General features: G+C 63.8%; 9 protein-coding genes. 2 read left to right on the top strand and 7 right to left on the bottom strand.

From position 1 onward, the window contains the following. Positions 1–779 precede the first annotated feature (779 nt). The 5 genes from hypD to Q0D52_RS09715 all read right to left on the bottom strand — a co-directional run bounded on the left by hypD (position 780) and on the right by Q0D52_RS09715 (position 7,864). Entirely contained in the window at positions 780–1,913 is a 1,134-nt protein-coding gene (gene hypD / locus Q0D52_RS09735; RefSeq protein ID WP_294382522.1) for a hydrogenase formation protein HypD, read from the bottom strand. 90 nt (positions 1,914–2,003) lie between these two features. Beyond that, positions 2,004–2,252, bottom strand: a complete 249-nt coding sequence (locus Q0D52_RS09730; RefSeq protein WP_042432068.1) for a HypC/HybG/HupF family hydrogenase formation chaperone — start codon at positions 2,250–2,252, stop codon at positions 2,004–2,006. A gap of 72 nt (positions 2,253–2,324) precedes the next feature. Further along, the gene (hypF, locus tag Q0D52_RS09725; protein WP_294382518.1) at positions 2,325–4,778 is read right to left on the bottom strand and encodes a carbamoyltransferase HypF; all 2,454 of its coding nucleotides are present in this window, start codon (positions 4,776–4,778) and stop codon (positions 2,325–2,327) included. A gap of 112 nt (positions 4,779–4,890) precedes the next feature. Next, positions 4,891–6,603, bottom strand: coding sequence for a hypothetical protein (locus Q0D52_RS09720; RefSeq protein ID WP_294382515.1), 1,713 nt, complete (start codon positions 6,601–6,603; stop codon positions 4,891–4,893). A gap of 316 nt (positions 6,604–6,919) precedes the next feature. Continuing rightward, complete coding sequence (locus Q0D52_RS09715; RefSeq protein ID WP_366930343.1) at positions 6,920–7,864, bottom strand: L-lactate dehydrogenase; 945 nt, start codon at positions 7,862–7,864, stop codon at positions 6,920–6,922. 124 nt (positions 7,865–7,988) lie between these two features. Between Q0D52_RS09715 and Q0D52_RS09710 the strand changes: the two genes are divergently transcribed. Further along, a complete protein-coding gene (locus tag Q0D52_RS09710; protein WP_294382509.1) occupies positions 7,989–8,753 on the top strand; it encodes a TraX family protein in 765 nt (254 codons plus the stop codon). Between the two features lie 147 nt (positions 8,754–8,900). On the opposite strand, the gene Q0D52_RS09705 is transcribed toward Q0D52_RS09710, so the two are convergent. After that, the gene (locus Q0D52_RS09705; protein ID WP_294382507.1) at positions 8,901–10,427 is read right to left on the bottom strand and encodes an LCP family protein; all 1,527 of its coding nucleotides are present in this window, start codon (positions 10,425–10,427) and stop codon (positions 8,901–8,903) included. A gap of 323 nt (positions 10,428–10,750) precedes the next feature. Then, positions 10,751–12,025, bottom strand: a complete 1,275-nt coding sequence (locus Q0D52_RS09700; RefSeq protein WP_294382504.1) for an ArsB/NhaD family transporter — start codon at positions 12,023–12,025, stop codon at positions 10,751–10,753. 227 nt (positions 12,026–12,252) lie between these two features. Here Q0D52_RS09700 and Q0D52_RS09695 point away from each other — a divergent pair, with 227 nt between their 5' ends. Then, on the top strand, positions 12,253–14,481 hold the full coding sequence (locus tag Q0D52_RS09695) for a MurT ligase domain-containing protein (RefSeq protein ID WP_294382501.1): 2,229 nt from the start codon (positions 12,253–12,255) through the stop codon (positions 14,479–14,481). Positions 14,482–14,692: the final 211 nt, after the last annotated feature.

Here is a 14,692-nt window from a genome sequence, read left to right as displayed (position 1 = left end):
GGCCAACGATGACGCGCTTCAACGGATCCCAGTCGTTCCAAGAGTTGACAATCTTCGCCATGACTGTCTCCTTTCTTTGAAGGTGCTTCCTACACCTTCGACGATGCACACTACCTATTGTGTACCTTTTGGCTCAACCGGCCTTCTGATTTGAAATTCACTGAGAGGGAAAGATCACTTGGCAACCCTGTAAGTTCGTTTCATTTCGTGTTCCGGTTTTGCCGACGAGATATTTATATCACCAGAGTTGTGCGCCTGCAATAGGTGATTTACACGTATTTTCAGGCACTTTGCACAACTTCATTGTTCAGCTGCACAAAATTATGTAACACGAAGGAAATAATCGTTTATGCATTTTTCATTGGATTATTGGATATTTTCTTTGATTCAACCGATTCGCTCGAATGATTAACGGTTCGAATTGAATATCCATGCATTTGTGCGGTCAAATCTATGGTTCCCAAAGTGCCGTTTATTTGCACAATCAATGGGAAACTTGGTCTCTGATAACCTTGGTCTATTGATTTTCGATTGCTGCGTCGATGTAATTAACCGCCTCCGACGCCCGTAAGCGGCTTTGCTCGGGAATCAAATGGCTTTCGTCCTCTGACTTGCGGGTATGTCGCTTGAGCACTCGCTTAAGCACGGGATTCGCCCTGGGTCGGTCGTTTTTCGCTGCTGTTGCCCCGAGATGAAGCCTGGTTCCCTGCTTTTACGATAGAGGGCGGCGCAGCTTATATGCCGTGCCGCCCTCCGATGCGATGATTTGCCTGGTTCGTTTAATAGTATCTGTAGTAGGCGGCGCAGCTTCCCTCGCTGCTGACCATGCACGGCCCTACCGGGTTCTCGGGCGTGCATACCTTGCGGAACAGGGGGCACTCGCTGGGCTCCATGCGGGCACGCAGGACGTCGCCGCAACGACAGCCCTTGGGGTTAATGGTCGGCTCGATTTCCGGCTGGAAGCGCTTTAGCGCGTCGAACTGCGCGTACTCCTCGCGGATACGGTATCCGCTGCCGGGGATATCGCCCAGACCTCGCCAGTTGGCGGTGCAGGTTTCGAAGACCTCGTCGATTGCGGCGAGGGCCACGGGGTTGCCTTGGGGCATGACGCCTCGAGCGTAGGCGATCTCGATCTCAGCCCTGCCCTCGTGCAGTTGGCGCACGATCATGGCGATGCCCTGGAGCACGTCGACGGGCTCGAAGCCCGTGACAACGCCGGGGATGCCGTATTCCTTCGCCAGGAACTCGAAGGGCTTGGTGCCGGTGATGGTGCCCACGTGGCCCGGCAGGATAAGGGCATCGAGCTTGAGGTCCGGGTCCTTTACCAGCGTTTCCAGGGCGCCGGGCATGTTCTTGTGCGCGGCGAATACGCTGAAGTTCTTCAGGCCCATGGCCGCGGCGCGCTTGATGGCCATGGCCACCAGCGGCGTGGTGGTCTCGAAGCCCACGCCCACGAACACGATCTGGCGATCGGGGTTAGCCTTCGCCAAAGCCAACGCGTCGAGCGGCGAGTAGCAGATCTGCACGCTACGGCCTGCCGCCTGCTCCTTGAGCAGGCTTGACGTGCTGCCGGGCACGCGCGTCATGTCGCCGAACGTGGCTATGGTCACGCCGGGGATGCGCGCGAGGGCGATGACGGCGTCGATGTCGCGGTTCGATGTGACGCATACAGGGCAGCCCGGGCCCGAGGAAAGACGAACGCTTTCGGGCATGAGGTTGCGGATGCCGTTGCGCGCGATGGCAACGGTGTGCGTGCCGCACACCTCCATGAGCGTGACGCCGGCTTCCGGCGCGAGCTTGGCGATGGAATCGATGAGGCCGCGGGCGAGCTTCGGGTCTTTGAACGCCGCCAGCTCGTTTTGCATGGTGCCGGCATCGACCGTGCGGCTTCGATGTATGTTTTCGGGTTGCATGATCGTATTCCTTGGTATGAGGGGTGAAATGCGAAAAGCCGACCGCCTGCGTGCCGCGAGGCTGCAAGCGATCGGCCGATCAGGCGTTGCCTAGGCCGTTGCGGCGGGCAGCTCGTCGCCCGCGAGGTCGGGGAACTCCTTGATGAGGTCGATGGTTTCCTGCGCGTAATCGGGATCGACAACCTCGATGGCGAAGCCGGCGTGCACGAGCACGAAATCGCCGACGCCCGCCTGCGGCGTGAGGTCGATGGACACGCTGCGCGTGACGCCGAGGATGTCCACTGTGGCCATGCCGTCGCCGTCAAGCTGCGCGATCTTCGCGGGAATAGCTAGGCACATTCGCTGCCTTCTTCCTTTCATGATGAGACGTTTGAGGATGCGCCGTCAGGCGCTTGCGCGCCTTCCGAGCCGCTACTTCCCCGCCGTCTCGTCCGTTTTTCTTGCTGCCCATGCTACCACAGCCTGTCCGTAGGAAATGCAGCCGTCGCTGGGCGGCAGGTCGCGGTTGAGCGCCACGGTGAAGCCGTTGCCCTGCAGCGCCGGCACGACGTGCTCGAGCAGGTAGCGGTTGAGGAACACGCCGCCTGACAGCGCGACCGTGGTGATGCCGTACAGGCTTTGCACCAGCTGAGCAGCCATAACGATGGCGTTCACGAACGCATCGTGGAAACGGCGCGCGATGGTTGCCGCAGGGACGCCGGAGGCGATGTCGTCGAGGAGCGCCTTGAACGCCGGCGCCGCGTCGAACAGCAGGACCGACGTGTCGAGTGCGGTGCTGGTTTCGGTGGCCGTATTCTTCACGACATCTATATGGTAGGCGTCGGTGGCCGGCAGCCCCTCGGGGACCGCGCCCATGGCCGCCTCGAGCTCGATGGCGGGCTGACCGTCGTAGGACGGTTGGCGGCACACGCCGAGCAGCGCGCTGGCCGCATCGAACAGGCGCCCGACCGAGGAGGTGTAGGGTGTGTTCAGGCCGCGCTCGATCATCTGGTCGCACACTTCGGCCTGCTCGCCCAGCGCCAGCAACGCGTCAGCCGCGCCGGGATGCTCCAGCAGGTCGAACTCGTATAGCACGCCGTAGGCCATGCGCAGCGGATTGCGCACCGCCGCAGCGCCGCCGGGCATGGGAACGTAGGCGAAGTTGGCGAAGCGCTCGTAGGCCTGCTGGTTGGAGAGCAGGACCTCGCCGCCCCACACGCGGCCGTCGGCACCGTAGCCCGTGCCGTCGAACGCGATGCCGCATACGGGCCCGAACAGCCCGTTCTCCCCCAGCACCGAGGCGATGTGGGCATGGTGGTGCTGCACCTCGGTCAAGGACAGGTTGTTGCGTTGCGCCTGTTCGCGGGCCCATTTGCTTGCGAGGTACTCGGGGTGCGCATCGCAGGCGAGACGGCGCGGCGTTTCCTGGAACAGCTGGCGATAGCGGTCTTCGGCCTCGAGCCAGGCGTCATAGGTTTCCGCGTTCTCGACATCGCCGATGTGCTGCGAGACGAAGGCATCGGGGCGCTGGTCATCGGATGCGGCGGCGCGCACCAGGGTGAACGTGGCCTTCTGCTCCGAGCCCGTTGCCAGCAGGGTTTCCTGCTTGGGCTGCGCCTGGGGACAGTCGAGCGCGATGGGCAGCGGGGCGAAGCCGCGGGCGCGGCGGACGAACTGGATGGCCTGCTCGTCGCCCACGCGAACCACGCGCAGCACCGAGTCGTCGTAGCGCGACAGGATACGGCGGTTGTTGCCCAGGACCGCGTCGGCGATGCCGGCAAACTTGACCAGCGCCTGATCGTCGTCGGTGACGATGGGTTCGTTATGCAGGTTTCCCGAGGTCATGACCAGCATGGGAAGCGCGGAATCACCCTGCTGGGCACGCAGCGCCTCCGCGAAATCGTGGAGCAGCAGGTGCTGGACGGGCGTGCAGGGCAGCATGATGCCCAGCTCGGGAAGGTTGTCGGCCAGGCCGGCGGCGAACTGCGCCTCGGCACGCTTGCGCAGCAGCACGATAGGGCGCTTGGTGGATTCCAGGGCGCTCTGCTCCGCCTTGTCGACATGGCACACACGGCGCGCGTCGGCCGCGCCCGCCACCATGACGGCGAACGCCTTGCCCTGGCGGCGCTTGCGCTGACGCAGCTTCGCCAATGCATCGGGGTTCGATGCGTCGCACACCAGATGGAAGCCGCCGAGACCCTTCACCGCCACGATGCCGCCGTCGAGCAGCAGCTTGACCGCTTCCGCGAAAATGACGTCGGACTCCTCACGGGTATTGCCCCACTGCGGCGCCTGCTGGCCTTGCGCAAGGTTCACCCAGCTGATGTGCGGGCCGCAATCCCAGCAGGCATCGGGCTGCGCGTGGAAGCGGCGGTCAAGCGGATCGGCGTATTCGTCGGCGCAACGCGGGCACATGGGGAAATCCTTCATGGACGTTGCGGGGCGATCGTAGGGCAGCGACCCGATGATGGTGAAGCGCGGGCCGCAGTTCGTGCAGTTGATGAACGGATAGCGGTAACGGCGATCTGCGGGGTTGAACAGCTCGTCCAGGCAGTCGTCGCAGGTGGCGAGATCGGGGGAAACCAGCGTGGTCTGCTGGGCGTTATGGTCGTCGGAGAAGCGGATGTCGAACGAGCTGAACCCCTCCAGCGGCACCTCCTTGAGGTCGATCTCCTTGACCTTTGCGGCGGACGGGGGGTTCATGTGCAGCTCGGTGACGAACTTGTCCAGCAGGTTCGCCTCGCCCTCGGCGTGGATGAACACGCCTTCAACAGCGTTGAGAACCCAGCCGTTGAGCTGGTATTTCTTCGCCAAACGATACACAAAGGGGCGAAAACCCACCCCTTGCACGATGCCTTTTACCTGTATGTCGAGCGCTTCGATCATACGACGCCCTTTCATTTAAGGTTTACGTTGCTTTCCGCCGGCTGATTCCAAAAAACGCGCGTCGGCGAGATTGCCGACGCGCGTTGGGTTTCAGCCGTTGAGCCGAGGGGCTTTACGCCTGCTGCAGCTCTTCCAAGATGTCGCACACCACTTCCGCCAGCGCGCGCAAGGTGACGCCCGAGTTGTCGGGCAGGTGCAGATGCACGCAACGACGGCCGCGGCTTGCGAGCGTGACCAGGTCGCCTGATGCCTGCGCCTTCGCCAAAGAGCCCAGGCTTTCGGCCTCTTCCTTCAGCGGGATGTCCTTCAGCTCGTCCGCCGACAGGATGAGGAACACGCCGCAGTTCGGGCCGCCCTTCTGCAGCTGGCCCGTGGAATGCAGGTAGCGCGGGCCGACCTCCAGGCACGACACCACGCGGCGCTTCTCGGCGACACCGTGGCGGATGGTCTCGAGCGCCTCGCGGCGGCCTTCGCCCGTGAACGGAAGGAAGGCGTTGAGCGCGAAGAAATCGCCCGGCTGGATGCTGGCGAGCAGCGCACGCAGCGATGCGCGCACGTCGGTGCAGTCCTTGAAGCACGGCGCCTGGCGCACCTCGACCTGGCCCATGTGCACGTCGTCGATGAAGTCCTGCACGTAGTCGGGCTCAGGCTGGCCGTCGCGCAGGATGTCGAGCACCGCGGCCTTTGCCGACGCCACGTCGGGCTGGTCGAACGGGCACACCTTCATAAGGTAGCCGCACATGGCGATGGCGTACTCCCACATGATGAAGTGCTCGGGCAGCTCGTAGACGGACTCGACCTTGAACGCCGCGCGCGGGATGGTGGGGTCGATGTAGGACAGGCTCATCTCGAAGTTGTGGCGCTCGTCCCACAGGTCGTTCTTCGTTTGATACATGATGACGCTGCGGTCGCCCGGGTCGTTCTTGAGCAACAGCGTGTCGATCTCGATGTTGGGCAGGATGCCCTGGCCGTTCTTGCCGACGCTTTCGGCGACCAGCTGCTCGATCCACAGGCCGAGCACGCGGCCGCGCTTCTGCGTAAGGAAGCTGAACTTGTTGCGGCCCTGCACGTAGTTGTCGTACAGAAAGGCCGCAAGGCCGATGGCCGGGTTGTCGATGGCGTCCTCGCTGCAGGCGCGCTCGGCCTCGACGGCGTGCTGCATGAACTCCTGCAGGTTGATGCCCACAAGCGCTGCGGGCAGCAGACCGAACACGGACAGGGCGCTGAAGCGGCCGCCCACGGTGGGCTCGCCGGAGAACACCGCGGCCCAGCCCTCCTCGCGAGCCTGCTGCTCGAGCTTGGAGCCGGGGTCGGTGATGGCCACCAGATGCTGCACCATTTCCTGGTCCGAGATCTGATCGGCCAGCGCATCGCGCACGGCGCGCAGCGCCAGGCGCGGCTCGATGGTGCCGCCTGATTTGGAGGACACGATGAACAGCGTGGTACGAGGGTCGATCTCGGACAGGATGCCGCGCACGCGAACCGGGGAGTCGGAATCGAGCGTGCGGAACTGCACCAGGGAGGAGTCCGGCTTGTGGTATTTGGTAATGGTCATGGGCGCCTGGGTAGAGCCGCCTTGGCCGATGAGCACCACGGACTTCAAACCCTGGGCGATGATGGAATCAGCGAATGCCTGAATCTCGTGCAAGGGATACGGCGGATTCGTTGCCAAATCCGTCCACCCCATGTAATTCTGTGCGCATTCCTGCGCTTCGTCGGAAAAGCCGTAGAGCGTTGCATCCTTCGCACGAAGGCGGCTGGCAACGCATTCCTTCACCAAGGTCTTGGCGGAGGGATAGAGCTTTTCCATATCTCCAGACAGCATGAGCACCTTCTTTCTGCGTAAGTACCAAGCATTTTAGCAAACCGTGGCAGAGGGCACCCTGTTTGGGCATCTCCGTGTGATGGAGTTGTGAACGGGGAAGCGGAATGGTCAGCGTTTAGAGCGGAAACCACGCGCTTCGTACAGCCGGAGAAGATGGACATGCGGAAGGCGCGAAGAGACGCCGGCTCGCCGGGCCCGACGGGCCGAGGCGCAGAAGAAAGGCGCCACGAAGGAGGTCCGGCGCGCAAGGCGACGCCGCCCGCCCGCCAATTGCCGGCGCCGCCGGACTCAGGCGGCGCCGAGCGGGCATGGGGCGTTAGAGATCCAGCTTGTCGATGACCGATCGCAGCGTGGCGGCAGAGGCCTTGAGCTGCTCGGTTTCCGTCTCGTTGATCTTGATGGGCACCTGGTACTCGATGCCGCTGGCGCCGACGACCGCGGGCATGGACAGCACGATGTCGTGCAGGCCGTACTCGCCGTCGATGTAGTTGGAAACGGGGAGAATAGGCTTCTCATCTCGGGTGATGGCCTCGCAGATGCGCTTGACCGTCATGGCGATGCCGTAGTAGGTGGCGCGCTTCTTCTTGATGATCTCGTAGGCGGCGTTCTTCACTTCCTCGGCGATGCGGTCCATGTTGCGCTGATGGTCGGTGTGGCCGCGCAGCTCGCAGAAATCGTTGAGCGGGATGCCGGAGATGTTCGCCAAGCTCCATGCCGCGATCTCGCTATCGCCGTGCTCGCCGATGATGCGGGCGTGCACGTTGCGCGGGTCGACGCCCAGATGCTCGCCCAGGGCGTACTTGAAGCGCGCCGTGTCGAGCGTAGTGCCGCTGCCGATGACGCGGTTGGCGGGCATGCCCGAGAGCTTGAGGGCCACGTAGGTCAGGATGTCCACGGGGTTCGAGACCACCAACAGGATGCCCTGGTAATCGCGCTCGGCGATCTGCGGGATGATGGACTTGAAGATGGCGACGTTCTTGTTCACCAGGTCAAGGCGCGTTTCCCCGGGCGCCTGGTTCGCTCCGGCCGTGATGACGGTGATGGCAGCGTCGTCGATGTCGGAGTAGTCGCCCGCGTAGATGTTCATGGGGCTGCCGAACGCCATGCCGTGCGCGATGTCGAGGGCCTCGCCCTCGGCGCGATCGCGGTCGACGTCGATGAGGACCATCTCGGAGAACAGGCCCGATTGCATGAGGGCGAAGGCGCTGGCCGAGCCCACGAACCCGCAGCCGACGATGGCCACCTTGCGCGGATTGATGATTGCTGCCATGGTTGCTCCTATCCTTTGCGGGCGGGCCGCAAGCGTAGGTTTCGCGGGGCGTACCCCGCGGGGGACGCGTGCCGAAGGCGAAACGCCGAGCCGGCACGTAGGGTATACTGTGCGCATGATACAACAAGCCGGAACATCCGCCGCGGCAAAGCCGCGCCCCCAACGCGGTTTCACCGCGTTTCCCCTGAAAGTGCTGGCTATCGCCGGCATGACGTGCAATCACGCCTGCTACATATATTGGGACTACCTGCCGCCCGGGCTTCTGTGCGCGCTGTTCGCGCTTGGCGGCCTGACGTTTCCGATTATGGCGTTTCTGCTGGTGGAAGGGTATCGCCATACGTCGAGCGTGCGGCGCTACGGTCGACGGCTGCTGATATTCGCCCTGATAGCGCAAGTGCCTTATGGGCTGTTCCTGGCGCATGAGATGAACGTGCTGTTCACGCTGTTCGTGTGCCTGTGCCTGCTGTACGCGTACGACCATATGCGGCGCCGCGGGCTGTTTTGGCTGGTATTCGCGCTGGTCACTGCCCTGACGGCGTTTTGCGATTGGGGCGTCCTGGCGCCCTGCATGGTGCTCACGCTGCATGTGGTGAAGGACCGCAGGCAACGCGTGGCGTACTCGGCGCTGCTGCCCATAGCCACCGGAGGGCTGCCGGCGCTTATGCAGGTCATGGAGCTGCCTACGCTGCAGAACCTGGCGTTCGCGCTGTATCCGCTGGCGGGCTGCAGCGCCACGATCCCGCTGCTGTGGGCGTACAACGGCGGGCGCGGCAGGTCCATGAAGTGGTTCTTCTACGCGTACTACCCCGCGCATATCGCCGTGCTGGGTTTGGCGAAGGGGCTGCTGCTGGGCGATTGGAGCATCGCCGTGACTGGGTAACGCCCGGGACTGCGCGAGGATCGATGCAGGTCGGGTAGCGCGCGGGGTCGCGCAAAAACCAGCGAGGGTCGGAAAGACAACGAGGGCCGCTGCGCAGTTCGCAGCGGCCCTCGCCGTTTCGCCAGCGTCCGAGAACGGACGCGACGCTTATTTCCAATCAGCTCCTAGAACGATAAGGAAGTCCTCCTCGAACAGGTAGGTGTTCGAGTTCTGCACCGCCTTGCCCACGCCGAGGGCCTTCACGATGGCCTCGGCCGCTTCCTTATCGGAAGAATCGTTGTACACCACCACGGTGTTCTGGTAATCGAAGTTGTCGGCATTGCTGGTGTTCACGCTGTATCCAAGGCTCTGGATGCGCTCGGTGGCGTCGAGGCCGGCTCCCGCAAGGCCGTTGCCGTTGCGGATGGCCACGCTGCCGCCGCGCTTGACCGCGCCCGTGCCCTCGCCCGCCGTGCCGCCGCTTGTGGCTCCGCCATCACCGGTGGTTGCCAAGATGGTGCCCGAGGTCTTGTCGACGACGTCGCCCTCGGTGGGCGGCAGGCCCGCATCGACGCGCTTCATCATGGCCTTCCACTCCGCGGTGTTATTCACCTCGTACCAAACGCCGTCGATGTATTCGGAGGTGGTGGGCTCCATGGCGGAATAGATGTCGGTGGACGGGTCGAGGCCCTGCATGGCCTGCGCGAGCCCGACGATGTCGGTGACGCCCAGGTCGGTGGTGACGTACTTCGACAGCGCCTGCACGGTGGACGCCATGGACGCCGCGTCGGCGGACAGCAGCTTCTTGGCGATGGCGGACATGACCAGGCGCTGGTTGGCGGCGCGGTATTCGTCGCCCGGGCCGATCTCATCGTAGGCATGGCGCGCGCGGCACAGGATAAGGGCCTGGTCGCCGTTGAGCGTTTGCAAGCCAGCGTCCAGGTGCCCGCCGGCGTCCTCGTCGTCGATGGTCATGGGCACGTCCACCTCGATGCCGCCGAGGGCATCCACGATATCCCGGAAGCCGTCGAAGTTGATCTCGGCGTAGTGCGAGATGTCGACGCCCGCCAGCTTCGACACCGTCTGCACCGAGAGCGCGGGGCCGCCGAACACGTGCGCCGCATTGAGCTTGTTCACGCCGTATTCGCCCATGTCGACCATGGTGTCGCGGTGCAGCGAGACCAGCGTGACCTTCTTGTTCACAGGGTCGATGCGTGCGAGCATGATGCTGTCGGTGCGATAGCTGTCGCCGAAATCGCCGGACTCGTCGCGCTCCTCGGAGCCATCGGTTCCCATAAGCAGCATATAGAACGGCTCTTTGGTCATGTTGGTTTTGACCAGGTACTTCCCCACATTGCCCAAGCCGGCGTGCAGGTTGCCGGAAAGCACCTGCACGTATGCGAACGCCGCGCCGACGGCTATGACCACCACGGCCAGCGCCGCGATGCCGGCATAGAACAGCTTGCCGTGCTTTTTGTGCTTGTGGGTTTTGGCGTACTCGTCGCGCGAAAGGCGACACACCGACGGCTCGCCCTGATCGACGGAGGGCCGTTCGCCGCCGTAGCTATCGCGCGCATAGCGGCTTTGAGCGCGCACGTCCGCAGCGGTTGCACGCCTGCCGTTGGATGATTGGTTCGTGTTTGCCCGGCCCGCGCCGTAACGGTCGCGCCCGTAGCCTGTGCGTTTGTTATCCATACGGCCATTGTGACTGCCCCCGTCCCCCATGCAAGCGACCTCACACGCTTTGCGGGAAATACCCATATGAGTACAATGCGCGAAACGGCGGCGTGCCTACGGGAAAAAGAAAGGCCTGGAACGCATTTCGCGTTCCAGGCCTTCGAGGCGGGAAATCTCAGAGACGCCGCCAAAAACAGCGGGGCCTGCGGTGCCCGGAATCCGCCTGAAGCAAGGTGGCATAGACCTTTGGGTCATGCCGCCGAAGACGAAGGCGAAGGCCGGGTACCGCAGGGCCCCGCAACGTCGAGCAGTTTCGCCGGCCGGCAGGCCGGCGGAATCATTTAGCCACCCGGGAAGCGGATGACCATGTAGATGGCCGCGATGGCCACCGTGAACAGCATGATGGGGAAACCACGCTTGAAGAACTGCATGAACGTGATCTCATGCCCGAACTTCTTGCTGATGTCGGACAGCACCACGTTGGCGGATGCGCCGATGAGCGTGCCATTGCCGCCCAGGCATGCGCCCAGGGACAGCGCCCACCACAGCGCCGTGCCGTCGAGACCGTCGGCCTCGAGCGCCAGGATGATGGGGATCATGGTTGCCACGAACGGGATGTTGTCCAGGAAGCTGGAGATGACGGCCGAGCCGAACAGCACCGCCAGCATGGTGATCATGAGGTTGCCGCCCGTAACGTCGATGAGGCCCTGCGCCAGCATACCGATGACACCCGTCTCGGACATGGCGCCGACGATGATGAACAGGCCGGCGAAGAAGCACAGCGTGGTCCACTCGACGCCATGCAGCGCCTCCTCGATGCTCTCACCGGAGATGAGCAGGATCAGGCCGGCGGCGGCAAGGGCGATGACGCAGGACTCGAGGCCCAGCGCGCCGTGGGTCATGAAGCCGACGACCACGAGGGCGACCATGGCGACGCTGATCTTGAGCAGGCGACGATCCTTGATGTAGTCGTTCTCGTCAAGCTCCATGATGGCCTTGCGGTGCTCCTCGTTCGCCGAGATCTTACGGCCGTACATGATGTAGAACAGGCCGATGACAGCAGCCAAGATGATGACGACCGCAGGTGCGTCATAGGCGATGAAGTCGGCGAAGGTGTAACCCGCGGCCGAGCCGATCATGATGTTGGGCGGGTCGCCGATGAGCGTTGCCGTACCGCCGATGTTGGACGCCAGGATCTGCGTCATGAAGAACGGCACCGGATCGATGTCGAGCAGGCGGCACACGGTGATGGTCATGGGGCCGATGAGCAGCACGGTGGTGACGTTGTCCAGGAAGGCGGACAGCACGGCCGTGAGCAGCACGAACAGCACCATGATGGTCCAAGGGTTGCCCTTCGCCACGCGCGCGCACTTGATGGCCAGGAACTCGAACACGCCCGATTGCTTCACCACGGCCACGAACAGCATCATGCCGAACAGCACGCCCAGGGTATTGAAGTCGATGTGCCCGATAGCCGTTTCGAACGGCATGATGTGCAGGATGAGCAGCAGCATGGCGCCGGTGATGGCGACGAGCGCACGGTGCACCTTCTCCGTCATGATGACGATCATGGCCACCACGAAGATGGCGACGGATATGATCTGGCTAGTATCCATATCCCACCGCCTTGGTTACGTTGTTTTCCACAGGTCCTTCTTTCTCCAAAGCGCGCGAAATCCTTATGCGATCGCGCAAACATCCACTATAGCAAAACCCGATTTCACCATGCCAAGCCGTAGGGAAAGTTTCTCGTGTTTTAACGTTGAAAGGAGGCGATGCGCGGCGACCGCCCGAGCGCGGGATATACTGGGCGCAAGCATCTACGAAGGTAAGCGAGGAAACCATGGGATTGAGATTCACCGCCGCCCGCGCCGTCAGCGGCGTCTCCACTTGGGGCCTGAAAAACGTGTTCCACCGCCCCGCCGCGAACTTCCCGGGCAAAATGGCCCTGTACGTTGACCCGCAGCTTATCGCGCACCTGCGCGGCAAGCTTGAGCGCGGAAGCGTGTGCGTGGTGGGGACCAATGGCAAGACCACCGTTTCCAACCTGCTTGCCGACGTGCTCGAAACGTCGGGCCAGCGGGTCGTCTGCAACCGCACGGGCGCGAACCTGGATTCGGGCGTGTCCACGGCGCTGCTGCATGCCGGCAAGGCCGACTGGGGCGTGTTCGAGTGCGACGAGCTGTGGCTGGCGAAGATCCTGCCGCAGCTGCGCGCGAACTACGTGGTGCTGCTGAACCTGTTCCGCGACCAGCTTGACCGCTGCGGCGAGATCGACCGCATCCAGGACAGCATCGTCAAGGCGCTGGGCAGCTCGCCTGAGACCGTGCTGGTCTACAACGCCGACGACCCGCTGTGCGCATCCATCGCCGACCGCGTCGGGCAGCTGCCAGGCCGCGAGGGCACGCGGTCGATCGCCTTCGGCGTGGCCGAGAGCATGGGCCTGGCGCAGAACACCGTTTCCGACGCCACGATGTGCCAGCGCTGCTCCACCATGTTCGAGTACGACTGGCGCCAATACGGCCAGCTGGGCGAATGGCGCTGCCCGAACTGCGGCTTCGCGCGCCCTGCGCTCGACTTCGCCGCCGAGAACGTGCAACTGGGCGTCGACGGCCTGGCGTTCTCGCTTGCCAAACCCGGTGCCGGCGATGCCGGGCGCGAGGGGGCGTTCTCGGTGAAGGCCCGCTTCAGCGGCGCCTATATGGTGTACAACCTGGCCGCGGTGAGCGTGGCCGCAAGCCTGCTGGGGTGCACGAACGAGGCGCTGCAGAAGGCCGTCGACGCGTTCGACCCGCAAAACGGGCGCCTGCAGACCTACGACCTTGCCGGCCGTCGCGTCCTGCTGAACCTGGCGAAGAACCCCACCGGCTTTAACCAGAACCTCAAGATCGTGGCGCAAGACCAAGCGCCGAAGGTGGTGGCCTTCTTCATCAACGACAGGGAGGCCGACGGGCGCGACGTGTCGTGGCTATGGGACATCGACTTCGAGGAGCTGGCGCAGGCGGGCTCGCTGACGGCGTACGCCGGCGGCATCCGCGGGCGCGACATGGCCGTGCGCCTGAAGTACGCCGGCATCGACGCCCAAACCGTTGAAAGCGCCGATGACCTGCTGCATCGCATCGCCCAGCAACCGCGCGAGGTGAGCGCGTACATCATCGCGAACTACACGTCGCTGCCGGGCTGCAAGGCCGCGCTAGACGCCGCCGTGGCCGCAGGCGGCGAAGTGGAGCCGGCCGCGGGAGAAGCGCCCGCGCCGCGCGATTTCGGGAAGCAGGGCGCCGACGACGCGTCTGCCGGCGAGGGGGCGGCAAGCGGCCAGCACCCCGTGGTCATCGCGCACCTGTTCCCCGACCTGCTGAACCTGTACGGCGACGGCGGCAACGTGCGCGTGCTGCAGCAGCGCTTGGCGTGGCGCGGCATCCCCGCGGAGGTCCGCCGCGTGAACCACGGCGACGCCATCGACCTTTCCGGCGTCGACCTGATCATGATGGGCGGCAGCCCCGACCGCGAACAGAAGCTGGCCAGCGCCGACATCGTGGCCATGCGCGACCAGCTTGACGCATACGTGCAGGACATGGGCCCGTTGCTGGCCATTTGCGGCAGCTACCAGATGCTGGGCCGCGAGTGGCTGGTTGACGGAGAGAAGGTTCCCGGCCTGGGCCTGGTAGGCATGACCACGGGGCGCCCCGGCACCTCGGGCGACCGATTGGTGAACAACATCGCCCTGCGCAGCCCCTTGGCCGACGAGCCCGTGGTGGGCTACGAGAACCACGCAGGCCGCACGTACCTTGACGAGGGCGTGGAGCCCTTCGGCACCGTGGTATCCAACACGGGCCTGGGCAACAACGAGGAGACCAAGCAGGACGGCGTGCGCTACAAGAACGTGCTGGGCACGTACCTGCACGGCCCGCTTCTGGCGAAGAACCCGCAGATCGCGGACTGGCTGCTGGCCCGCGCGCTTGAGCGCAACGCCAAGCGCACCGGACAGCCCCTGATCGAGCTGGCCCCGCTTGACGATGCGCCCGAGAAAGCCGCGAACGCCTTCATGTGCGACAAGCTGGGAGCAAAGTAGCAGCCGCCGGAATGCGAGCGGGCGCGGAAGCTGGCCGACTACGAGCTAGCGCAGCGGAAGCGCGACACCGGCCTTGTGCGAGAGAAACGCATGGGAGCCGGTGCCGCGCTTTTTGTTTTGGAAAGGGTCAGGGAAAAGACGATATGAGCAGGACATAAAAACATTGAGAGCCCCTGCTGCATGCAATTCCCGTAGATTAGGCCGACAATGG

The sequence above is a fragment of the uncultured Senegalimassilia sp. genome (assembly GCF_934630535.1).
Taxonomy (GTDB): Bacteria; Actinomycetota; Coriobacteriia; order Coriobacteriales; family Eggerthellaceae; genus Senegalimassilia.
This window is presented reverse-complemented; position numbering and strand designations above follow the sequence as displayed.